This window comes from Luteimonas aestuarii (assembly GCF_004357985.1).
GTDB classification, from domain to species: domain Bacteria; phylum Pseudomonadota; class Gammaproteobacteria; order Xanthomonadales; family Xanthomonadaceae; genus Luteimonas; species Luteimonas aestuarii.
The window spans coordinates 1-20,416 of record NZ_SMTF01000010.1; the positions used below are offsets into that span (position 1 = coordinate 1).

Consider the following 20,416-nt stretch of genomic DNA (forward strand, 5'->3'; position numbering starts at 1 on the left):
CCTCCGGCGAGGTGCAGGTGGAGTTCACCGTGGGCGTCGATGGCTCGGTCACCAACGCCCGCGTGGTGCGCGCCAACCCGCCACGCGTGTTCGATCGCGAGGCCGTGGCCGCGGTGCGTCGCTGGCGGTTCGAGCCGGTGGCCGCGCCAGTCACCACCCGTCGTGCGATCGCGTTCGATCCCGGAAGCTGAGCCGGGCGACAAGGCAAGGCAAAAGCCCGGCTTTCGCCGGGCCTTCTATCTCGCGCTGCAAACGCTGACCCTTACGCCGAGATCGCCAGCTTCTCGCGATGGTACAGGCGCGATGCGGCGAGCCAGAGCAACAGCCCCAGGCCAAAGCCCGCGCCGAGGTACACCGCCCACTCCAGCATCTGGATCGCCTCGCTGCGCACCAGCTTGAGGATCATCTGGTTCTGCGCGAGGAACGGCACCGTGAACTGCCACAACTGGTCCTTGACCGGATTCACCATCAATACCACGGTGGGGATGATCGGCAGGAACATGAGCATGCTCATGTAGCCCTGGGCTTCCTTCATCGACTTCACGGTCGCCGAGATCAGGGTCAGCAGCGTGGTGCCGATCAACACCATCGGCAGCAACACCAGCAGCAGTTTCAGGATCACCGGCGTGGACACGTCCACCAGTCGCAGTGGGCCGGGCGCCATCGTGAAGCTGAATTTCAGCGCCAGCACCACCAGCAGCAGGCTGAGCATGCCGAACAGGCACGCGGCCAGGATCTTCCCGCTCATGATCGCCGAGCGCGATGCCGGGGTTGCCAGCAAGGGCTCGAGCGACTGGCGCTCGCGTTCGCCCGCGGTACTGTCCATCACCAGGTGCGCGCCGCCGAGGAAACTCAGCAGGATCAGGATGTAAGGCAGGAAGGCCAGCAGCATCCCGCGACGTGACTCGGGCGTGGCCACGTCGCGCTGGGCGACCTGCACCGCGAACGCGGCTTCGGGGCTGATGCCACGGTTCACCCCGCGAAGCACGCCGACGGTCCGGCTGTATTCGGCCAACGCCGCGTTCAGCCGTTGCACCGGAATCTCGGAGTTCTGCCGCGAGCTGTCGTGGATCAACTCCACCTGCGCCGGCCGGCTGTCGCGCCACTGTTCCTCGAATGTCGGCGGAATGCGCAGGATCACGTCCTCGTCCTGGCGACGCACGCGGGCGTCCGGATCATCCACTGCGGGCATCGCGTCGATGTTGCGCGTCTTGAGGAAGGCCACCAGGTTGGGCGCGTGCTCGGCGCCGATCACCGGCAGCTCGAGCGTCGACTCCATCTGCGTGCGCGCCTTCTTCTCTGCCATCGACCCCAGTCCCAGGATCAGCGCGGGGATCATGATCGGGCCCAGCAACAAACTGAGCATCATCGTGCGGCGGTCGCGGAACAGGTCGAGAAGTTCCTTCCTTGCGACGGTCCAGAGTGTCTTCATGCGCGTGCCTCCATGGTGCCTTCTGCTTCAAGGGCGGCGAGGCGGACGAACACGTCCTCCAGGTCCGCCAGCCCGGTCTGGTCGCGCAATTCATCGGGCGTGCCGATGGCGCGCACTTCGCCGTGCGCGATCACCACGATGCGATCGCACAGCGCCGCGACCTCCTGCATGATGTGGCTGGAGAAGATCACGCAGCGCCCCTCCGCCTTCAGGTCGCGCAGGAAGCCGCGCAGCCCGCGCGTGGTCATCACGTCCAGACCATTGGTCGGCTCGTCCAGGATCACGTTGCGCGGGTCGTGCACCAGCGCGCGTGCGATCGCGGTCTTGGTGCGCTGGCCTTGGCTGAAGCCCTCGGTGCGGCGATCGAGGAAGTCGCGCATGTTGAGCGTGTCGGCCATGCCGTCGATGCGCGCGCGGATGGTCGCGTCGTCGAGGCCGTGCAGGTGGCCGAAGTACTCGATGTTCTCGCGCGCGGTCAGGCGCTTGTACACGCCGCGCGCGTCGGGCAGCACGCCCAGCCGCTTGCGCACTGCCGTGGGATCCTTCGCAACGTCGATACCGTCCACCTCGATGCGTCCCTGGTCGGGCGACATCAGCGTGTACAGCATGCGCAGCGTGGTGGTCTTGCCGGCGCCGTTGGGCCCGAGCAGGCCGGTGATCTCGCCGTCGCGGGCTTCGAAGCCGACGCCCTTCACCGCGTGGACGGGGCCGGACTTCGCCTTGAAGGATTTATGCAGGTTGTCGATCAAGATCATCTCATGGCTCCCAGCCGTAGTTGCCGGTGAACGGCGGTTGCGCGGACAGGCGGTCCAGGCATGCGGGGTCGAGCGCGCTGGCGTCGGTCGACTCGATGAACTGCGCGAACAGCTTCGGCATGCAGCCGGTACCGAGCACGCTGTGCCCCTGTCCCGGCAGCACCAGGTGGCGACCGTTCGGCAGGTGTTCCACCACCTCGTCGCCATAGCGCGCGGGCGTGACCGGATCGAACTCGCCGCTGATCGCCAGCACCGGAACGTCGCCGGACAGCGGCGTGCGGAAGTCGTCGGCACGTGTGCCGCGCGGCCACACCTCGCACTGTGCCGTCATCATGTCGACCAGCGCATTGCCCATCACCGTGCCGTCGTCGTCCGGGTTGTTGCGGAACTCCGACACGTCCTCGGCGCACCCCACCGACAGGCCCATGCCCACGGCGATCGCATCGCCCAGCTGCCGCGACAGCATCCGCGATTGCGCCAGCAGGCTTTCGTAACGGCCCTGCGCGGCTTCGTGCAGCAGCAGCGGCAGGGTCGACGCCATCGTCGGCTGGTAGGTGTACATGCGCAGCAGGCCGGCAAGGTGGCCGAAGCGCGGTACTTCCTCACGCCAGTCGCCGCTCACCGGGTCGCGATAGCGCACCGGCGCGATGCCGCCGGCCTGCAGGCGATCGCGCACGAGCGCCAGTTGCTCGCGCGGATCGCCGAGGTTGGCCAGGCAGGCCGCGTCCTCGCGACAGCGCGCGAACTGCGTGTCCAGTGCATCCTCGAGGTTGCGCGCGTGTTCCTGCCCGAGCACCAGCGTATTCGGCGCCACCGAGTCGAGCACGAGGGCGCGCGTATGCTGGGGGAAGGTCGCGGCGTATTGCTGGGCGACGCGGGTGCCGTAGGACACGCCGACGAGGTTGATCCGGTCCACGCCCAGCCTGCTGCGCACCAGGTCGAGGTCGCGGATGTGGTCGCCGGTCGTGTACAGGCGCAGGTCGGCGACCTTCGACAGTGCGTCGCGGCACTGCTCGGTGAACGCGCGCATCGCTTCCGGCGTCTCCGCGGTCGGGTCGGAGAGCAGCGGATCATCCTCGTCGATCCTGCAATGCAACGGGTTCGACTTGCCGGTGCCGCGTGCGTCCACCAGCACCACGTGGCGGTTGCGGCGCACGTCGCGGAACGCCGCGTGCAGGCCGGGATAGCTTTCCAGCGCGGATTGGCCGGGGCCGCCGGCGATCATGTATACCGGGTCGGGCTCGGCCATGCCGCTGGCGGGCACGAAGGCGACGGCGAGGTCGATCTGGCGGCCGTCGGGTGCGTCGTGGTCTTCCGGCACCGGCACGGTGGCGCACTGCGCCTCCACCGAGAGGTTGCCGCCCAGGCTGAGCGCGCATGGCTCGAAGGCGATCTCGCCGTAATGCAGCTTGCCGTCGGCATCGCCGCGCGGACCGCTGGCCTGGTGTGCACCGTCGCTGCACGCGGCCAGCGCCACGGCCAGCAACAGCAGCGGGATGGTTCTTGTTCGTTGGATCATGCCCCTTCCTCCGGGAAGAAAATGGATTCGATGGTGGCGTCGAACACGGCGGCGATGCGGAACGCCAGCGGCAGGCTGGGATCGTACTTGCCGGTCTCGATCGCGTTGACCGTCTGTCGTGAAACCTCCAGACGCTCGCCCAGCTGCGCTTGTGACCAGCCGGCGGCCTCGCGCAGTTCGCGCATGCGGCTTCTCATCGCCCGCGGCTCACTGGTAGCGCCGCGCCACGAACGCCTTGCACACGCCGTAGCAGAAGCAGACCAGCGGCAGCACCCAGATCATCGCCGCGCTGGCCGACAGGTCGATGACACGCGCCGACTGCAGGAACCCGCCCGCCATGTACAGCAGCGACACGAAGGCGGTGGCGATGCTGAGCGCTTCCAGTTCGATGCGCCGCTGCAATTCGTCCGCGCCGCGGATGTAGCGGACCATGGCGCGCACCGCGTAGGCCACCGGCGGCACCGGCAGCAGCGCGATGACGGCACGCAGCGCGACATCGTCCACGCGCCTGAGCAGCCAGACGGACAACAGCACCACGACGACATAGGTGCCCATGCCCAGCATCAGCTCGCGCGTGTAGCGGCGGCCCAGCGCGGCCGGTGCCACGTCGCAGGCCTCGGCCCGGCGATACAGCAGCCCCAGCACGGCGATCATCGAGGCGCTGAGCAGCAACACCGCCGCGACCCCGACCGGCACGCGGCCACCGGATGCCCACGGCAGCACCAGCGCGATCGCCGCCAGTGCCAGTCCACTGCCCACCATCCAGCGCATCGGTTTGCTCGCCATGGCTCAGCCCGGCCTGCGCGCACGCGCCATGACCACCATGCCCGCGCCGATCACCGGGAGGACGATGCCCACCCAGGGCAGCTGGCCGGCGACGGCTGCCGCCATCAGCAGGCCCAGGCCGCAACACAGGAAGCCGAAGCCGCTCCGGCGCATCGTCTGCAGTTGGTCCATGGAACCCTCGTGTCAAGGAAGCTTGACAACAGGTTGCCCGGCAGGACGCGAACTGTCAAGCGTCCTTGACACGTGGCTCAGTTGGCGCGGTGTGTGGGCAGTCGTCCGGACAGTGCATCGAGGTACTCGCCCAGCAGGCGCATGGTCACCGGGTCCGGTGCGAGGGGTAGCAGCGCGCGAGCAGCGGCGATGGCCGCGCCGGCGTCGGCCGCGCCGGTCAGGACGGCCAGTTCGGCATCCAGCCAGGCGCGGATGAACGACAGGTCGGTGATGCCGCCTTCGCAGAGCGGTCGCCACGCAGCCAGCACCTCGGCATCGCGCAGGTTGCGTGCGGCATGGCCGGCCAGCGCGGTCGCCAGGTGCGGTCGGAAGGCGACGGGCAGGTCGTGGTAAGCGGCGGTCAGCTGCCGCGCGGACCCGGCAGCGGTGGCGTCGTCGCCTCGATCCATCGCCCACGACAGCCGCAGCAGGTGGACGTTGGCGGCGAGCATCGGCGTGGGTGAACTGGCGATGGGGGGCGGTTCCGGCAGCAGGGTGTCCGGCCAATCGCGCGGGCGCACCCCGGCCATCGTCAATGCCATCACCTGGTTGAGGCGCTGCTGGAGCGCGGCGTCGGGGGAACCCCGCAGCAGGTCCAGCAGGCCGCGCCCGTCGGAGCGCCAACCCTGGCTATGGAACGGCAACAGGTTCACCAGCCCCAGCAGCAGCGCCCCGGCCGCCGTGCCGAACAGTACGGACGCCAGCCAGCGGCTGTCGGCGGCCACCCACGCCAGCGCGAACGCGACGGCGGCGGTCAGCAGGTTGGCCAGCGGCCCGCCGGACAGGAACAGCGCTTGGTCGCCGCGCGACAGCCCGCGCTCGCCCACCGGCAACAGCGCAGCGAAGCCGCTGATGCCGGCGATGCCGTTGCCACGGCGGAACCGCCAGCCCGATTCGCCACGATCCCAGCGCAGCGGACCCACGCCGAAAGCGATCGGCCGCATCCCGCGCGCCAGGCCCGCGACTGCATGCCCGGCTTCGTGCAGCACGATGTGCGGCCACAGCATCAGCAGGCCGGCCACCACCGCGATGCCGGCCGACACCGGCGGCAGCCAGGCCCCGGACAGCCGGTGCAGGCCGATGCCCGTCCATGCGGCGAGTGCGCCGATCACGCCACCGGCCACCAGCCAGAGCACGAACACCAGCAGCGAGCGCCACCCCGGCTTGCGCTTTGCAGCGGGCGGTTCCGGTGGTGGCAGGAACGCCGCATGCGGGGCGGCAACGTCGCCGGCGTCCGGACTCATCGCGGCGCGATGCCCGGGTTCCGGCCCAGCGGGTGCGAGCGGACCATGTCCGCCGGCCATCGCGCGGCGGGAGCAGGGCTACTTGCTGCTGACATATTTCTCGCGGCGGATCTGCGGCACCGGCAGCCCGGCCTCTTTCAGCGACTCGAAACAGGCATCGACCATGTTCGGGTTTCCGCACAGGTACGCGATGTCGGTTGCCGGATCAGGGGAAAATTCGGCGAGGAACTGCTGCACGTAGCCGTGGCGCACGTCCGGGTGCGGATCGTCCGGCAGCTCGCGCGAGAAGCAGGGCACGAAGCGGAACGCCGGGTGCGCGTCGGCGAAGGCGCGGAACTCGTCGCCGTACAGCAACTCCTGTGGCGTGCGTGCGCCGAACAGCAGCACCACTTCGATGCCGCGTTGGGCAATCGCCTTCTCCAGCAATGGCAGCATCGCGCGGTAGGGCGTGACGCCGGTGCCGGTGGCGATCAGCAGGTAGCGCTTGTTGGCGTCGTTCGGCATCAGGCAGAAGCGCCCGAACGGGCCGCTGGCCTGGATCGCATCGCCCATGGCCAGGCCTTCGAACAGCGCGGTGGCGGCGCCGCCGGGCACGTAACTCACCGCGATTTCCACCGCCTCGCCCGGTCCCAGCGCGTGGTCGTGCACGGTGGCCAGCGAATAGCTGCGGCGCGTGGCCGTGCCGTCGGCGTAGTGGAAGTGCACCTGGATGAACTGGCCGGGGATGTAGTCCAGCGGCTGGCCGTCGTCGCGCACGAACGACAGGTGGGCGACGCTGGGCGCGAGCATGCGCCGTGCGGTGAGCTTGAGCGGGAACTGGACGATGGCCAAGGGCGGGAATGGGACGGTCTGGCCCGGGAGTGGGCCGATGGGGCGCCTATACTAGCGACTTCGCCGCGAACGCCGCGGCCGGAAGCCCGCATGACACCGAACCCCACACCCGTCGCCGGCGCGCCCGCGCTGTCGGTGCGCGACCTGCGCAAGACCTACGACACCGGCGTCGAGGCGCTCAAGGGCGTCTCGCTGGACGTCGCCCCGGGCGATTTCTTCGCCCTGCTCGGCCCCAACGGCGCCGGCAAGAGCACCCTGATCGGCATCGTCTCGTCGCTGGTCAACAAGACCGCGGGCGAGGTGTCGGTGTTCGGCGTCGACCTGCACGCGCATCGCGACGCCGCGATGCGCCTGATCGGCCTGGTGCCGCAGGAAATCAACTTCAACTTCTTCGAGAAGCCGCTGGACATCCTGGTCAATTACGCCGGGTTCTATGGCATCCCGCGCAGCGAAGCGCTGCCGCGCGCCGAAGAGGAACTCAAGCGCGCCTTGCTGTGGGACAAGTCGCGCACCATGGCGCGCACGCTGTCGGGCGGCATGAAGCGACGGCTGATGATCGCCCGCGCGATGATGACGCGGCCACGCCTGCTGATCCTCGACGAACCCACCGCCGGCGTGGACATCGAGATCCGCCGCGGCATGTGGCAGACGCTGAAGGAGATCAACGCCGCCGGCACCACCATCATCCTGACCACGCACTACCTGGAGGAAGCGGAGAGCCTGTGCCGCAACCTCGCCATCATCGACCGCGGCGCCATCGTCGAGCAGGGCCCGATGAAGTCGCTGCTGGCCAAGCTCGACGTGGAAGGCTTCCTGTTCGACATCGACGGTACCCTGCCCGCCGCGTTGCCCGACATCCCCGGCGCCGAGATGCGTGCGGTCGACGACCACACCCTCGACCTCGACATGCCGCGCGCCATGGACCTCAACCGCGTGTTCGCCGCGTTCGAGGCCGCCGGCATCCGCGTGCGTTCGATGCGCACCAAGAGCAACCGGCTGGAGGAACTGTTCGTGCGGATGATCGCGCAGGGACAGGACGCGCAGGGGAGCCAGGCGGCATGAACACCGACACCCGACAGGTCGCCACGATGGCGGACGGCGGCGCGGCGCGCGCCAACTGGGTGGCGCTGGGCACCATCGTCCGCCGCGAAGTGATGCGCATCCTGCGCATCTGGGGCCAGACCCTGGTGCCGCCGGCGATCACCATGACGCTGTACTTCCTGATCTTCGGCGGGCTGATCGGCAGCCGCATCGGCGACATGGGCGGCTTCAGCTACATGGAGTTCATCGTCCCGGGCCTGGTGATGATGAGCGTGATCCAGAACAGCTACGGCAACATCTCGTCGAGCTTCTTCGGCGCCAAGTTCGGCCGCCACGTCGAGGAGCTGCTGGTCAGCCCGATGCCGGGCTGGGTGATCCTGGGCGGCTACGTGGCGGGTGCGGTGATGCGCGGGCTGATGGTCGGCGTGATCGTGCTGGGGATCGCGATGTGCTTCACCCGCGTGCAGATCCCGCACCCGCTGATCACCTTCGCCACTGTGCTGCTGGGCGCGACCATCTTCTCGCTGGCCGGCTTCGTCAACGCGGTGTACGCGAAGAAGTTCGACGACGTCGCCATCGTGCCGACCTTCATCCTCACCCCGCTGACCTACCTGGGCGGCGTGTTCTATTCGGTGAAGCTGCTGCCGCAATGGGCCGAGACCGCCACCCACTTCAACCCAGTGTTCTACATGGTCAACGCGTTCCGCTACGGCCTGCTGGGCGTGAGCGACGTGCCGGTGTGGATCGCGTTCGCGCTGATGGGCTTCTTCGTGGTCTCGCTGGGTGCGCTGGGGCTGTGGTTGCTGAAGAAGGGCGTGGGTTTGCGCAGCTGACACCAGCCACGCATGTCGATCTGTTAGGTTGTGGCCGACCGCGCGTGCGGATCGCCACACTGCAGGAGAATCGACATGGCGCGGATCGCCACGCCCCTTCCCACGCTTTCGCTCGTTGCAGGCATCGCGTTGGCCCTCGCAGCCTGTGGTGGCGCAACGCCTTCCGCAGAGGCAGGCGCCGACGCGCCTGGAGCCAGCTCCGTCGATGCCGCGCCCGCTGCCATCGAACACGCCGACGAGGCCGCGACCGGCGCGGATGACGCAGGCAATGCCGATGCCGCAGAGGGCTTCCGGATCGAGAGCGTTGCCGTCTCCGACGCGCCGTTGGGCGACTTTCCGTACTTCACGCTCCCCGAGGGCTACCACCACCCCAACCGTGCGCTCCCGATGCGCGATTTCGACCGGGTGGCGGCGTGGACCGGCGACCGGCTGGAATGGGTCGAGGGCCGGGTGTTCGAGTCCCTGGTGCATGCGGACCGCCGGGCCGGCAAGGGTTTCTCGCGAATCGAGGTGATCCGCAACATCGACCACCAGGTGGCCGAGGCCGGGGGCGTGAAGGTCACCGACTCGCGGGTGCCGCGCGAGGTCATCAAGGACTGGGACGAAGGACAGCAGCGGTCGCAGGGTCGCGGTGACGTCTACAACCACCCTGCGGCCACCTGGCTGGTCCGGCGCGCCGATCGCAACATCTGGATCCACTTCGTCGCCAGCAGCGCCAGCGGCAGCTGGATGGTCATCGAGAGCGCGCCGTTCGTGCCGACGGCGACCCTGCTGCCGAGTTCCGCGCTGAAGCAGCAGCTCGATGCCGATGGCCGCGTGGCGATCCAGGTCAACTTCGCCACGGACCGGGCCGAGATCCTGCCGGAGTCGCAGCCGCAGATCGAACAGGTGCTGGCGCTGCTGCGCCAGGACGATGCGCTGTCGCTCTCGGTCGAAGGCCACACCGACGACACCGGCACCGCCGCGCGCAACCGCACGCTGTCGCAGGCACGTGCGCAGGCAGTGGTGGATGCGCTGGTGGCCGAAGGCATCGGCGCCGATCGCCTGTCGGCAAGCGGCCATGGCCCGGACACGCCGGTCGCCGACAACGCCACCGAGGCCGGTCGCGCACAGAACCGCCGCGTGGAGCTGGTCAGGCGCTGAGCGCGCCGGTCATCCGGACAAGCGGAAGAACGCTTTTGCAGTCGCAGCCGTCGCGGCTGCGGTGACGGCGACATCCTCGCTACGGTCCAGCGCCAGCTCCTCGACGATGTGCGGCAGGAACGCCGGTTCGTTGCGACGGTCCTTTGGCATCGGCTTGAGGGTGCGCGGCAGCAGGTAGGGCGCGTCGGTTTCCACCATCAGCCGGTGTGCCGGGATGTTCTTCACGATCCCGCGCAGGTGCTGCCCGCGGCGCTCGTCGCAGAGCCAGCCGGTGATGCCGATGTGCCAGTCCCGGTCGAGGTAGTCGAACAGTTCCTCTCGCGTGCCGGTGAAGCAGTGCACCACCGCCGGGCCAAGCTGGCCGTCGAACTGCTTCATGACCGCCATGAAGTCGTCGTGTGCGTCGCGCTGGTGCAGGAACAGCGGCTTGCCCGTCTCGACCCCGATCTGCAGCTGGCGCTCGAAGGCCTTGCGCTGCGCCGGGCGCGGCGAGAAATCGCGGAAGTAGTCCAGCCCGGTTTCGCCCACCGCCACCACCTCGGGATGCGCATGCAGGGCGCGCATCTCGGCATCGCATTCCTCGGTGTACTCGGCTGCGTGGTGCGGGTGCACGCCGGCGGTGGCGAACAGCACGCCCGGATGCGCCTGCGCGAGCGCCAGCGCCTTCGGCGAATGCGCGCGGCTGGCGCCGGTCACGACCATCCGCGCCACGCCCGCATCGCGCGCGCGCTGCAGCACCGCGTCGCGATCGCGGTCGAAGCTGTCATGGGTGAGGTTGGCGCCGATGTCGATGAGATCCATGCGCCTATTGTAGGAGCGCCCCCGGTCGCGATGCTCTTCATCGCGCAGCCTGGTCACGCAAAGCATCGTGCCGGGGGGCTCCTACAATGCCGGCCATGGAATTCCCGATCACGCCGTTGCTGCCCGACATCGTGCGTAGCCTCGCCGAGCGCACGCGGCTGGTGCTGGAGGCGCCGCCGGGCGCGGGCAAGACCACGCAGGTGCCGCTGGCGTTGCTGGACGCGCCGTGGCTCGGCGGCAGCAAGATCGTGATGCTCGAGCCGCGTCGCGTGGCCGCACGCAGCGCGGCGATGTTCATGGCGAGGCAGCTCGGCGAGGACGTGGGCGGTACGGTCGGCTATCGCATCCGCTTCGAAAGCCGCGTCTCCGCGCGCACGCGGATCGAGGTGGTGACCGAGGGCATCCTGACGCGGATGCTGCAGGACGATCCGGAACTGACCGGGATTGGCGCACTGCTGTTCGACGAGTTCCACGAACGCCACCTTGCGGGCGACCTCGGCCTCGCGCTCGCCCTCGACGTGCAGGCCGGCCTGCGCGAGGACCTGCGCCTGGTGGTGATGTCGGCCACGCTGGATGGCGAGCGCTTGGCACAGCATCTGGATGCGCCGCGCCTGTCGAGCGCGGGCCGCAGCTTCCCGGTGCGCATCGAACACTTCCCCGCGCGTCGCGACGAAGCGCTGGAGCCGCAGGTACGCCGGGCGGTGGCGCACGCGCTGGAGAAGCATCCCGGCGACGTGCTGGTGTTCCTGCCGGGGCGGCGCGAGATCGCGCGGGTGGCGGCGGCGCTGTCGCAAGAGCGCCCCCACCCCGGCCCTCCCGGCCTGGCGCAGCGCGCCAGTCGTTCGCATGACCCGCACGGCAATGCCATGCACGCAGGTCATGCTGACCCCCCGCGCGCGGGGGAGGGAGTCAAAGCAGCAGCGGCGGGCGCTCCCTCCCCCGCTTGCGGGGGAGGGTCGGGGTGGGGGCAAGGCGTCGACGTACTGGAACTCCACGGCGACCTCCCGGTCGAGCAGCAGTCGCGCGTACTGCAGCCCGGCGATGGCAACCGTCGCCGCGTGGTGCTGGCCACCAACGTCGCCGAGAGCAGCGTCACCCTCCCGGGCGTGCGCGTGGTGATCGACAGCGGCCTCGCGCGCGAGCCGCGCTTCGATCCCAACAGCGGTTTCTCGCGGCTCGACGTGGTGGCGGTGTCGCAGGCCTCGGCCGACCAGCGCGCGGGGCGCGCGGGACGCGTCGCCGAAGGCTTCGCGTACCGGCTGTGGCCGCAGTCGCAGCGGCTGGAGCCGCAGCGGCGACCCGAGATCGCGCAGGTCGAACTGGCGGGGCTGGCGCTGGAGCTGGCGGCGTGGGGACAGTCGGATCTCCGGTTCGTGGATGCACCGCCACCGGGCGCGCTGGCGGCGGCGCGCGATCTGCTGCAGCGGCTGGGAGCGATCGACACAGGCCCCCACCCCAACCCTCCCCCGCACGCGGGGGAGGGGGCCGTGACATTGACAGTCACGGGCCGGCGCATGCTGAAGCTGGGCACGCATCCGCGGCTGGCGGCGATGCTGCTGGCGGCACGCGACGATGCCGAGCGCGCGCTGGCCTGCGACCTGGCGGCACTGGTCGAGGCGCGCGACCCGCTGCGCGCGCGCAACGACGGCTGGCGCGCGCGCTGGCTTGCGCTGGTGGCCTTCCGCGCCGGACGCAACGATCCCGACGCACATCGCGGCGGCCTGGCCGCCATCGATGCCGCGGCAAGACAGTGGCGCCTCCGCAGCGACGCAAAGGCACCGCCGCCGGGCGGAGTGCCCGCGCATGCGCTGGGCGACCTGCTGGCGCATGCCTTTCCCGACCGCATCGGCCACGTGCATCCACGCGATCCGCAGCGCTATGCGCTGGCCAACGGCCGCATGGCGCGCATCGCCGACGACAGCACGCTGCGAGGCGAACCCTGGATCGTGGCCAGCGAGTTGCGCTTCGAAGCGAAGGATTCGCTGGTGCTGCGCGGCGCGGCGGTGGACGAGGCGCGACTGCGCGCGGATTTCGCGCCGCGTTTCGTCGAACGCGACGAAGTGCGCTGGGATGCCGGCAAGCGCGCGCTCGTGGCCGAGCGCGTGCGCCGCTTCGACGGCATCGTGCTGGACGCGCGGCCTGCCGGTCGCGTCGACGGCGCACTGGCGGCGCGCGCGCTGACCGACGCCGTTGCGGAACTGGGGCTGGATGCGCTGCCATGGAGCGACGGCCTGCGCCAATGGCGCGCACGCGCACAGTCGTTGCGCGCATGGATGCCGGAACTCGCGCTGCCCGACCTGTCCGACGCCGTGCTGCTGGCGTCGCGCGAGGCGTGGCTGTTGCCGCTGTTCGAAGGCGGCACCCGGATCGATGCGCTCTCGTCCGAGGCCTTCGCGGAAGGCCTGCGCGCGCAGCTGGACTGGCCGTTGCGCCAGCAGGTCGACGCACTGGCGCCTGCACGCATCGTGGTGCCCTCCGGCCTGGAGCGGCGGATCGAGTACGCGCTTGCCCACGACGGCGCGCCGGAAGCGCCGGTGCTGGCGGTGAAGCTGCAGGAACTGTTCGGCCTGGCCGAAACGCCACGCATCGCCGACGGCCGCATCCCGCTGACCCTGCACCTGCTCTCGCCCGCCGGGCGACCGCTGCAGGTCACGCAGGACCTGCGCGGCTTCTGGGACCGCACGTACCCGGACGTGAGGAAGGAAATGAAAGGGAGGTATCCGAAGCATCCGTGGCCGGACGATCCCTGGAACGCCATCGCCACGCATCGCGCCAAGCCGCGCGGCACGTAACGAGGGGCGTGGCGGGTTGCGAGCGTCACCGGGGGCGGGCGAGGCCCCGTGCACGCCACAAGGATGGGCGATGACACCCGCGACCGACCCCTGTGTGCGCAGAGACATGCGGCGCCGGCACGCGTGACGCGCCTCCGTGCACCCGGCTTCATGGCGTGCAGCGCAGCGGCGCGACGCGCGATCAGGACCGCGTCCATGGGACATTGCGCGTGCCTCCTCCGCCCCCGGCCCAGTCGGGGCGCAATGTCCCCCAAGCAGGGTGAGGACCCGCCTTCCGTTTGCCGCCATACCTGCCCGCCCGTGCCCTGGAAGCCACTGCCGTCACCGGCGCACACCCCAACGGCTCCTGACTGGATGCGGCCGCGATCACGCGCAATCCACGGGTGCGGCGGCAGACTCGTCCGACCACGGCCATGGGCCGGCGGGCAGTGGCTGCCTCCGGGCGATCCCTCCCACCGCATCCGCGCCGTCGCCTTATCTCCAAGGAAGCAGAACGATGAGCAGACTCGATTCGTACTCCAGCAAGGTCATGGACCTCGTCGGCCAGGTTGGCGACAACCTGCGTGGTGCCGTGCCCGGCAACGCCAGCAAGTGGCTGCAGACCGGCGTCGCCCTGGGCGCGGCGAAGACCGGTAGCCGGGTGGTTGGCTCATTCGTCCGTCGCAATCCCGCCGTGGCGGTGGCCGCGGCGGTCGGCGCTGGCGTGGTCTGGCTGGCGGTGCGCCACCAGCGCAAGAAGGCCAATGGCAACGGTGCCGTGATCGAGGGCAAGTCCAAGCGCGTCGACGCCAAGCGTGCCGCCCCGCGCGCTCGCAAGACGGCTACGCGTGCCCGCACGAGCCCGCGCGCGAAGCAGTAATCAGTCCGCCAGCGACGGTTCCCGATGCCCGGCCCGGTGCCGGGCGTTGTTCTGAGCGCCGTTGATGCGCGTCATCCCGCGCGCTTCAGGACCCGGGTGCCTGCGGCAGCGAAATCACGAATCGCGCGCCACCGCCGTCGCGGTCCTCGTACCAGAGTTCGCCACCCAGGTTGCCCACGATCTGTCGCGCCAGCGACAGGCCCAGGCCGCTGGACACGCCGTCGTCGCGGCTGCCCTCGATGCGGAAGAACGGCGTGAACAATGCCTCGCGCTGCGATGCCGGGATGCCGGGGCCGCGATCCTCGAAATGGATCTGCCAGAAGCCCGGGCCACCACTGCACACGCTGATGTCGAGGTCGCTCCCGGGCGCGTACTTCAGCGCGTTGCTGATCATGTTCTCGCACACCTGGCGCAGCACCACCGGGTCGATGCGGATCCGCGGCGGGTCCGGCAGGTCGGGAAGCCGCAGCCGTGACCCCTGTGCTTCCAGCTGCAGCGCGTAGCGGCCTTCGAGCCACTGCAGCAGTTCGCCGACCGAGGCGACCGCCGCGTCATCCCCGGCCTGTGGGGTGCTCACCGATGCGGCCTGCGTCTCCAGGTAGCGGCGGATGTAGCCGAAAGCATCGTCGGTACTTTCGCGGATCATCCTGAAATAGCGCGCGCGGCGCTCGTCGGACACGCCCCCGGCGAGCAGGATGTCGATTGCGAAATGCACGCTGGTCAGCGGGTTCTTGAGATCGTGCGCGACCAGGTTCACCAGCTCCTGGCGCTCGCGCGCCACGCGCTCAAGCCGGTCGCGCATGCGCTTCAGGCCCAGGTGCGCCTCCACGCGCGCCAGCAGTTCCTCCGGCATGAACGGCTTGGTGACATAGTCCACGGCACCGGTTTCGAACGCGCGCAGCAGCAGGTCGCGGTCCTGCGCGACGGTCAGGAACACCACCGGCAACTGTGCGAGCTCCGGCTGCCGGCGGATCTCGGCCATCAGTTCGAACCCGTCCATGCCCGGCATCAGCATGTCCAGCAGCACCAGGTCGGGCGGCTGCGTCTGCAGCATCTCCAGCGCGACCTCGCCGTTGGCGGCCGTCGTCACTTCATAGCCATGCCGCGCCAGCAGCGTGCTGACGACATGCAGGTTCGCAGGCTGATCGTCGACGATCAGGATCCTGCCGGTCAGGCGTTGGCGGCGGGCAGTCATGCAGCTCCCAAACTGGCTGGATACCGCGTCCCCATGCGCGGCGGCGGAGACGTTACCAAAACCGGATGCATTGTGGTGACGAAGCTGAATGCGGTTCAGCGAAGGTGTTCCAGCTGTCCAGGAAATGCGATCCGAATCACGTTTTCCGCCACCGTCCAGGTTGCAATCCATCCAGGCCATGCGGTCCGATCGCCACCCGCACCAGTCGCAGCGTGGGCAGTCCGACGGCCGCCGTCATCCGCCGGACCTGCCGGTTGCGGCCCTCCCGGAGTACGAGCTCCAGCCAGGCATCCGGCACGGTCTTGCGGAACCGCACCGGTGGATCGCGAGGCCACAGTTCAGGCGGCTCGATCCGGCGCACATCCGCCGGTCGTGTAGGACCATCGTTGAGCGCCACGCCCTGCCGCAACGCCTGCAGCGCTGCCGCACCCGGCTCGCCTTCCACCTGCACCCAGTACGTCTTGGGTTGCTTGTGCCGCGGATCGGTCAGGCGATGAGCCAAAGCGCCGTCGTCGGTCAGCAGCAGCAGGCCTTCGCTGTCGTGGTCCAGCCGCCCCGCGGGGTACACGCCCGGCGGCAGGCCGAACCCTGCCAGTGTGGGCCGCGGCGGCGCGCTGCGGTCGGTGAACTGGCAGAGCACGCCATAGGGCTTGTTGAACGCGATGAGCATGGATTCGCGACGCCGGAATGCAGGACGGCCCCGCAGGGCCGTCCTCGCACCCAGGCCATCACCGGGACGGAGTCAGCGCTTGATGAAACGCAGGGTCATGCGGTCGCTTTCGCCGATGGCCTGGTATTTCGCGGCATCCTCGGCGTCGTGGTTGTTGCCGGGCGGCAGCGTCCACACGCCGTTGGGATGGTCCTTGGTGTCGCGCGGATTGGCGTTGACCTCGCTCTTGCCATCCAGCGTGAACCCCGCGGCCTCGGCCATCGCGATCACCTGCGCCTCGCCGACGTAGCCGGTGCGGTCGTCGTCCGGCACGTCGGCATTGGCGCGGTGCTCCACCACGCCCAGCACGCCGCCCGGCTTCAGCACGTCGTAGAAGCCCTTGAACATGCCCTCGGCCTGGCCGCTGCCGCGCCAGTTGTGCACGTTGCGGAAGGTCACCACCAGGTCGGCGGAACCGGGCGTGCCGAAGTTGGGCGCGGCCGGATCGTAGGCGACGAAGGTGGCCTGGCCATACTGTGCGGGCGCATCGGCGAACTTCTTTTCCAGCGCATCCTTCTGCCGCTGCTGGTAATCGCGGCCACGGCCTTCGGGCAGCGCGGCCGGATCGACGATCGCCGCCACATAGGTGCCGCCATCGCGCAGGTACGGCGCCAGGATCTCGGCGTACCAGCCGCCGCCGGGGGTGATCTCCACGACGGTGTGGCCAGGCTGCAGGCCGAAGAACGCCAGCGTCTCCGCCGGGTTGCGGAAGCCGTCGCGTGCACGGAACTCCGCGGTGCGCCACTCGCCGGCAACGGCGGCGCGCAGCTCCGCCGAAGGCTCGGCGTGGTGCGCGGGCGGTGGCGGCGTGGTGGCCGACGGCCCGGCGGCGAAGACCAGGGGGGAAAGCGCCAGCAGGGCGCAGGCAAGCAGGGTGTGGTGCATGTCCTCTCTCCTCGTACGGGTGTGCGAGCGTGCGTGGCGACGGGTTAAGACCCCGACAACGCTGCCAGCGCGGCGTTGAAGGTGTCGCTGGGGCGCATCGCCGCGGTGACCTTCACCATGTCCGGGCGGTAGTAGCCGCCGATGTCCACGCCGCGACCTTGCACGGCGTTGAGCTCGGCGACGATCTTGCCTTCGTTGTCCGACAGGGCCTGCGCCAGCGGCGCGAACCGCGCCTTCAACGCCGCATCGTCGTCCTGCGCGGCCAGCGCCTGCGCCCAGTACAGGGCGAGGTAGAAGTGGCTGCCGCGGTTGTCGATCGTGCCCAGCTTGCGGCCCGGCGACTTGTCGGTGTCGAGGAACCGGCCGTTGGCTTCGTCCAGCGCCTTCGCCAGCACCGGCGCCTGCGAGTTGAGCCAACGCTGGCTGATGTGTTCCAGCGACGCGGCCAGCGCCAGGAACTCGCCCAGCGAATCCCAGCGCAGGTAGTTTTCCTCCATGAACTGCTGCACGTGCTTGGGCGCGCTGCCGCCGGCACCGGTCTCGAACAGGCCGCCGCCGGCCATCAGCGGCACGATCGACAGCATCTTGGCGCTGGTGCCCAGTTCCATGATCGGGAACAGGTCGGTCAGGTAGTCGCGCAGTACGTTGCCGGTGACGCTGATGGTGTCCTCGCCCCGGCGGATGCGTTCCAGCGACAGCTTCATCGCCTCGACCGGCGGCAGGATGCGGAGGTCGAGCGACGTGGTGGTGTGGTCCTTCAGGTATTGCTCGACCTTGGCGATCACCTGCGCATCGTGCGCACGGGCCTTGTCGAGCCAGAACACCGCCGGCGCGCCGCTGATGCGCGCCCGGTCGACCGCCAGCTTCACCCAGTCCTGGATCGGCGCATCCTTGGTCTGGCACATGCGCCAGATGTCGCCGGCCTCGACCGCGTGTTCGAACACGGTGTTTCCATCCACGTCGACGACGCGGATGGTGCCGTCGCCCGGCGCCTGGAAGGTCTTGTCGTGGCTGCCGTACTCCTCGGCCTTCTGCGCCATCAGGCCGACGTTGGGCACGCTGCCCATCGTCGCCGGGTCGAACGCGCCGTTGGCCTTGCAGTCCTCGATCACCGCCTGGTAGATGCCGGCGTAGCAGCGGTCCGGGATCACCGCCTTCGCATCCTGCAGCTTGCCTTCGGCATTCCACATGCCGCCGCTGTCGCGGATCATCGCCGGCATCGACGCATCGACGATCACGTCGCTGGGCACGTGCAGGTTGGTGATGCCCTTGTCGGAATTGACCATCGCCAGCCCCGGCGCATCGGCGTACACCGCGGCGATGTCGGCGGTGATGGCGTCCTGCACGTCCTGCGGCAGCGTGCCCAGGCGCGCGTACAGGTCGCCGATGCCGTTGTTGGCATCGAACCCGGCCTGCGCCAGCGCATCGGCATGCTTGTCCAGCGCGGCCTTGTAGAACTCGCGCACCACCACGCCGAACATGATCGGGTCGGAGACCTTCATCATCGTCGCCTTGAGGTGCAGCGAGAACAGCACGCCTTGCGCCTTCGCATCGGCGATTTCGCGGGCGACGAACGCCGACAGCGCCTTGCGCGACATGCGCGCGGCATCGACGATCTCGCCGGCCTGCACCTTCACCGCGTCCTTCAGCACCCGGGTGCTGCCGTCGTTGCCGGTGAACTCGATCCTCAGGCTGCCGGCCTGCGCCATCGTCGCCGACTGCTCGCTGCCGTAGAAATCGCCGTCGGCCATGTGCGCGACGTGCGACTTCGAGTCGCCGGCCCACTGGCCCATGCGGTGCGGATGCTTCTGCGCGTAGGCCTTCACCGACTTCGGCGCGCGGCGGTCGGAATTGCCTTCGCGCAGCACCGGGTTGACCGCGCTGCCCATCGCCCTGGCATAGCGGGCGCGCGCGTCCTTCTCTGCGTCGGTCTTCGGGTCATCGGTGTAATCCGGCAGCGCGTGGCCCTGCGCCTGCAGCTCCTTGATCGCCGCCTTGAGCTGCGGCACCGAGGCGCTGATGTTGGGCAGCTTGATGATGTTGGCTTCCGGCGTCTTCGCCAGCTCGCCCAGTTCGGCCAGGTCGTCGTTGACGCGCTGGTTGTGGGTCAGCAGTTCCGGGAACTGCGCCAGGATGCGGCCCGACAGCGAGATGTCGCGCGTCTCCACCGCGATGCCCGCGGCGCCGGCGAAGGCCTGCACGATCGGCAGGAACGATGCGGTGGCCAGGAACGGCGCTTCGTCGGTCAGGGTGTAGAGGATCTTCGGCGTGTCGGACATGCGGATACCTGTGGGGCGGAGGGATGCGCGATGGCGAGGCATCGCGGCCGCGGCATGCGGGAGGGAACGCGCATTGTCGCGGTTTGCAGGGGCCGGGGCAAAACGCGTGGTGCGGCGCGCAAGCAAAAGGGGCACGGCTTGCGCCGCGCCCCTTTCGTCATTGCGGTTGCAAGCGGCTCAGCGCACTTCGAACTCGGTGGTGCTGACCGCGCTGCCGTTCAGCGCGATGGCCACGCTGTACTTGCCGGTCGGCCAGCCGTCGGGCTTGCTGATCTGGAACGTGGTGGTGCCCGGGCCGGTGAACGAGAAATCCTTGGATTCCTCATGCACGGTCTGGTTGCTGTCGACGTGCGTCCACGTGGCCGACAGCGTGCCGGTCACGGCCGCGGCCGGGTCACTGGTCTGGGTGGCGACGTTGGCGTGGATGCTGTCGCCGGGCGCGAACGTGGTGGTGGACAGCGTGGCGCCTGCATCCTTGCCCAGCGTGACGCCGGTGACGGACACGGTGGCGGCAGCCGCCTGGGTCGCCGGCGCGGTGGCAGGCTGCGCGGTCGGTGCCGGCGCGGGCGCCTCTTCCTTCTTCTTGCAGCCGATCAGCGCAACGCTGCCGATCACGGCAACCAGCAGGGCCTGGGACAGTCGGGTGGTCTTCATCTGGAGTTCCTTTCTGGATTTCTGGATTGCGGGGAATGGGGGGTATGCGGGTCAGCCCGCGGTCGGCTCGTCGGGCGTGCCGTCGCCATCGATGTCGATCGCGGGCAGGCGGATGACCTGGCCCGGGAAGATACGGTCGGGATTGTCCAGCGTGTCCTGGTTGGCCTCGAAGATCTGTCGCCAGAACTTCGCCTTGCCATAGAAACGCTGCGAGACGGCGGACAGCGTGTCGCCCTTCTCGATGGTGTAGGTGCGTTCCTGGCCTCCGATCATCTCCTCGGTGGAGGTGACGGACGACTGCACGTTGCTGAAATCAGGCTTGGGTGGCGCGGCCTGCTCGGTGCTGGTCACGCTGCCCTGGACGTTCGAAAAATCCGGTTTCTTGTCGTTGCTCATGCGGGGCTCCTCCCCTGTGGATACAGCGGCGCGAACATTGGCACGGGGCGCG

21 protein-coding genes are annotated in these 20,416 nt (G+C 69.3%); 6 read left to right on the plus strand and 15 right to left on the minus strand.

The window, feature by feature from the left end; all coding sequences use genetic code 11:
* Positions 1 to 191, plus strand: a 191-nt coding sequence (locus E2F46_RS11840) for an energy transducer TonB (RefSeq protein ID WP_133322295.1), incomplete at its 5' end; no start/stop codon positions are given.
* 71 nt (positions 192 to 262) lie between these two features.
* Here E2F46_RS11840 and E2F46_RS11845 read toward each other — a convergent pair.
* The 8 genes from E2F46_RS11845 to E2F46_RS11875 form a co-directional block, all read right to left on the minus strand.
* Positions 263 to 1,432: an ABC transporter permease gene (locus E2F46_RS11845; RefSeq protein ID WP_133322297.1), complete on the minus strand. Its 1,170-nt coding sequence runs from the start codon at positions 1,430 to 1,432 to the stop codon at positions 263 to 265.
* Positions 1,429 to 2,187: an ABC transporter ATP-binding protein gene (locus E2F46_RS11850; protein ID WP_133322299.1), complete on the minus strand. Its 759-nt coding sequence runs from the start codon at positions 2,185 to 2,187 to the stop codon at positions 1,429 to 1,431. Before E2F46_RS11850 ends, E2F46_RS11845 begins: the two co-directional genes overlap by 4 nt.
* Position 2,188: 1 nt before the next feature.
* Positions 2,189 to 3,706: an alpha/beta fold hydrolase gene (locus E2F46_RS11855; RefSeq protein ID WP_133322301.1), complete on the minus strand. Its 1,518-nt coding sequence runs from the start codon at positions 3,704 to 3,706 to the stop codon at positions 2,189 to 2,191.
* Positions 3,703 to 3,903, minus strand: coding sequence for a helix-turn-helix transcriptional regulator (locus E2F46_RS11860; protein WP_133322302.1), 201 nt, complete (start codon positions 3,901 to 3,903; stop codon positions 3,703 to 3,705). The genes E2F46_RS11855 and E2F46_RS11860 overlap by 4 nt, the downstream gene beginning before the upstream one ends.
* 10 nt (positions 3,904 to 3,913) lie before the next feature.
* A complete protein-coding gene (locus E2F46_RS11865; protein WP_133322304.1) occupies positions 3,914 to 4,492 on the minus strand; it encodes a hypothetical protein in 579 nt (192 codons plus the stop codon).
* 3 nt (positions 4,493 to 4,495) lie between these two features.
* Positions 4,496 to 4,663: a hypothetical protein gene (locus E2F46_RS17470; protein WP_165967446.1), complete on the minus strand. Its 168-nt coding sequence runs from the start codon at positions 4,661 to 4,663 to the stop codon at positions 4,496 to 4,498.
* Positions 4,664 to 4,740: 77 nt separating this feature from the next.
* Positions 4,741 to 5,946 (minus strand): M50 family metallopeptidase, encoded by a 1,206-nt coding sequence (locus E2F46_RS17475; RefSeq protein ID WP_165967447.1) that lies wholly within the window; start codon positions 5,944 to 5,946, stop codon positions 4,741 to 4,743.
* A 78-nt stretch (positions 5,947 to 6,024) separates the two neighbouring features.
* Positions 6,025 to 6,735 carry a ferredoxin--NADP reductase gene (locus E2F46_RS11875; protein ID WP_133322493.1) on the minus strand — a complete coding sequence of 237 codons (711 nt, stop codon included), beginning with the start codon at positions 6,733 to 6,735 and terminating at the stop codon, positions 6,025 to 6,027.
* Positions 6,736 to 6,867: 132 nt separating this feature from the next.
* On the opposite strand from E2F46_RS11875, the gene E2F46_RS11880 reads away from it, so the two are divergent.
* From E2F46_RS11880 to E2F46_RS11890, 3 genes are all read left to right on the plus strand, one after another.
* A complete protein-coding gene (locus E2F46_RS11880) occupies positions 6,868 to 7,839 on the plus strand; it encodes an ABC transporter ATP-binding protein (protein ID WP_133322306.1) in 972 nt (323 codons plus the stop codon).
* A gap of 26 nt (positions 7,840 to 7,865) precedes the next feature.
* Complete coding sequence (locus E2F46_RS11885; RefSeq protein ID WP_133322495.1) at positions 7,866 to 8,651, plus strand: ABC transporter permease; 786 nt, start codon at positions 7,866 to 7,868, stop codon at positions 8,649 to 8,651.
* Between the two features lie 75 nt (positions 8,652 to 8,726).
* Positions 8,727 to 9,794: an OmpA family protein gene (locus E2F46_RS11890; RefSeq protein WP_133322308.1), complete on the plus strand. Its 1,068-nt coding sequence runs from the start codon at positions 8,727 to 8,729 to the stop codon at positions 9,792 to 9,794.
* Positions 9,795 to 9,803: 9 nt separating this feature from the next.
* Here E2F46_RS11890 and E2F46_RS11895 read toward each other — a convergent pair whose 3' ends face one another.
* Positions 9,804 to 10,595 (minus strand): TatD family hydrolase, encoded by a 792-nt coding sequence (locus E2F46_RS11895; RefSeq protein WP_133322310.1) that lies wholly within the window; start codon positions 10,593 to 10,595, stop codon positions 9,804 to 9,806.
* Positions 10,596 to 10,681: 86 nt separating this feature from the next.
* Between E2F46_RS11895 and hrpB the strand changes: the two genes are divergently transcribed.
* Entirely contained in the window at positions 10,682 to 13,387 is a 2,706-nt protein-coding gene (gene hrpB, locus E2F46_RS11905) for an ATP-dependent helicase HrpB (RefSeq protein WP_425599831.1), read from the plus strand.
* Positions 13,388 to 13,883: 496 nt separating this feature from the next.
* On the plus strand, positions 13,884 to 14,246 hold the full coding sequence (locus tag E2F46_RS17480) for a hypothetical protein (RefSeq protein ID WP_165967448.1): 363 nt from the start codon (positions 13,884 to 13,886) through the stop codon (positions 14,244 to 14,246).
* A gap of 85 nt (positions 14,247 to 14,331) precedes the next feature.
* Here the strand turns inward: E2F46_RS17480 and E2F46_RS11915 are convergent, their stop codons facing one another.
* The 6 genes from E2F46_RS11915 to E2F46_RS11940 all read right to left on the minus strand — a co-directional run bounded on the left by E2F46_RS11915 (position 14,332) and on the right by E2F46_RS11940 (position 20,364).
* On the minus strand, positions 14,332 to 15,441 hold the full coding sequence (locus tag E2F46_RS11915; RefSeq protein ID WP_165967449.1) for a hybrid sensor histidine kinase/response regulator: 1,110 nt from the start codon (positions 15,439 to 15,441) through the stop codon (positions 14,332 to 14,334).
* Positions 15,442 to 15,577: 136 nt separating this feature from the next.
* On the minus strand, positions 15,578 to 16,111 hold the full coding sequence (locus E2F46_RS11920; RefSeq protein WP_133322314.1) for a pseudouridine synthase: 534 nt from the start codon (positions 16,109 to 16,111) through the stop codon (positions 15,578 to 15,580).
* A 72-nt stretch (positions 16,112 to 16,183) separates the two neighbouring features.
* The gene (locus tag E2F46_RS11925) at positions 16,184 to 17,035 is read right to left on the minus strand and encodes a class I SAM-dependent methyltransferase (RefSeq protein WP_341777562.1); all 852 of its coding nucleotides are present in this window, start codon (positions 17,033 to 17,035) and stop codon (positions 16,184 to 16,186) included.
* Between the two features lie 44 nt (positions 17,036 to 17,079).
* On the minus strand, positions 17,080 to 19,314 hold the full coding sequence (locus E2F46_RS11930; RefSeq protein ID WP_133322316.1) for an NADP-dependent isocitrate dehydrogenase: 2,235 nt from the start codon (positions 19,312 to 19,314) through the stop codon (positions 17,080 to 17,082).
* A gap of 177 nt (positions 19,315 to 19,491) precedes the next feature.
* Entirely contained in the window at positions 19,492 to 19,968 is a 477-nt protein-coding gene (locus E2F46_RS11935) for a hypothetical protein (protein ID WP_133322318.1), read from the minus strand.
* 51 nt (positions 19,969 to 20,019) lie between these two features.
* The gene (locus E2F46_RS11940) at positions 20,020 to 20,364 is read right to left on the minus strand and encodes a LysM peptidoglycan-binding domain-containing protein (RefSeq protein WP_133322320.1); all 345 of its coding nucleotides are present in this window, start codon (positions 20,362 to 20,364) and stop codon (positions 20,020 to 20,022) included.
* Positions 20,365 to 20,416 lie beyond the last annotated feature (52 nt).

Bases quoted from the DNA above. Each gene is read 5' to 3' on its own strand.
- E2F46_RS11845 (WP_133322297.1), bottom strand. From the start codon at position 1,432: ATGAAGACACTCTGGACCGTCGCAAGGAAGGAACTTCTCGACCTGTTC.
- E2F46_RS11850 (WP_133322299.1), bottom strand. From the start codon at position 2,187: ATGATCTTGATCGACAACCTGCATAAATCCTTCAAGGCGAAGTCCGGC.
- E2F46_RS11855 (WP_133322301.1), bottom strand. From the start codon at position 3,706: ATGATCCAACGAACAAGAACCATCCCGCTGCTGTTGCTGGCCGTGGCG.
- E2F46_RS11860 (WP_133322302.1), bottom strand. From the start codon at position 3,903: ATGAGAAGCCGCATGCGCGAACTGCGCGAGGCCGCCGGCTGGTCACAA.
- E2F46_RS11865 (WP_133322304.1), bottom strand. From the start codon at position 4,492: ATGGCGAGCAAACCGATGCGCTGGATGGTGGGCAGTGGACTGGCACTG.
- E2F46_RS17470 (WP_165967446.1), bottom strand. From the start codon at position 4,663: ATGGACCAACTGCAGACGATGCGCCGGAGCGGCTTCGGCTTCCTGTGT.
- E2F46_RS17475 (WP_165967447.1), bottom strand. From the start codon at position 5,946: ATGAGTCCGGACGCCGGCGACGTTGCCGCCCCGCATGCGGCGTTCCTG.
- E2F46_RS11875 (WP_133322493.1), bottom strand. From the start codon at position 6,735: ATGCTCGCGCCCAGCGTCGCCCACCTGTCGTTCGTGCGCGACGACGGC.
- E2F46_RS11880 (WP_133322306.1), top strand. From the start codon at position 6,868: ATGACACCGAACCCCACACCCGTCGCCGGCGCGCCCGCGCTGTCGGTG.
- E2F46_RS11885 (WP_133322495.1), top strand. From the start codon at position 7,866: ATGGCGGACGGCGGCGCGGCGCGCGCCAACTGGGTGGCGCTGGGCACC.
- E2F46_RS11890 (WP_133322308.1), top strand. From the start codon at position 8,727: ATGGCGCGGATCGCCACGCCCCTTCCCACGCTTTCGCTCGTTGCAGGC.
- E2F46_RS11895 (WP_133322310.1), bottom strand. From the start codon at position 10,595: ATGGATCTCATCGACATCGGCGCCAACCTCACCCATGACAGCTTCGAC.
- hrpB (WP_425599831.1), top strand. From the start codon at position 10,682: ATGCCGGCCATGGAATTCCCGATCACGCCGTTGCTGCCCGACATCGTG.
- E2F46_RS17480 (WP_165967448.1), top strand. From the start codon at position 13,884: ATGAGCAGACTCGATTCGTACTCCAGCAAGGTCATGGACCTCGTCGGC.
- E2F46_RS11915 (WP_165967449.1), bottom strand. From the start codon at position 15,441: ATGACTGCCCGCCGCCAACGCCTGACCGGCAGGATCCTGATCGTCGAC.
- E2F46_RS11920 (WP_133322314.1), bottom strand. From the start codon at position 16,111: ATGCTCATCGCGTTCAACAAGCCCTATGGCGTGCTCTGCCAGTTCACC.
- E2F46_RS11925 (WP_341777562.1), bottom strand. From the start codon at position 17,035: ATGCACCACACCCTGCTTGCCTGCGCCCTGCTGGCGCTTTCCCCCCTG.
- E2F46_RS11930 (WP_133322316.1), bottom strand. From the start codon at position 19,314: ATGTCCGACACGCCGAAGATCCTCTACACCCTGACCGACGAAGCGCCG.
- E2F46_RS11935 (WP_133322318.1), bottom strand. From the start codon at position 19,968: ATGAAGACCACCCGACTGTCCCAGGCCCTGCTGGTTGCCGTGATCGGC.
- E2F46_RS11940 (WP_133322320.1), bottom strand. From the start codon at position 20,364: ATGAGCAACGACAAGAAACCGGATTTTTCGAACGTCCAGGGCAGCGTG.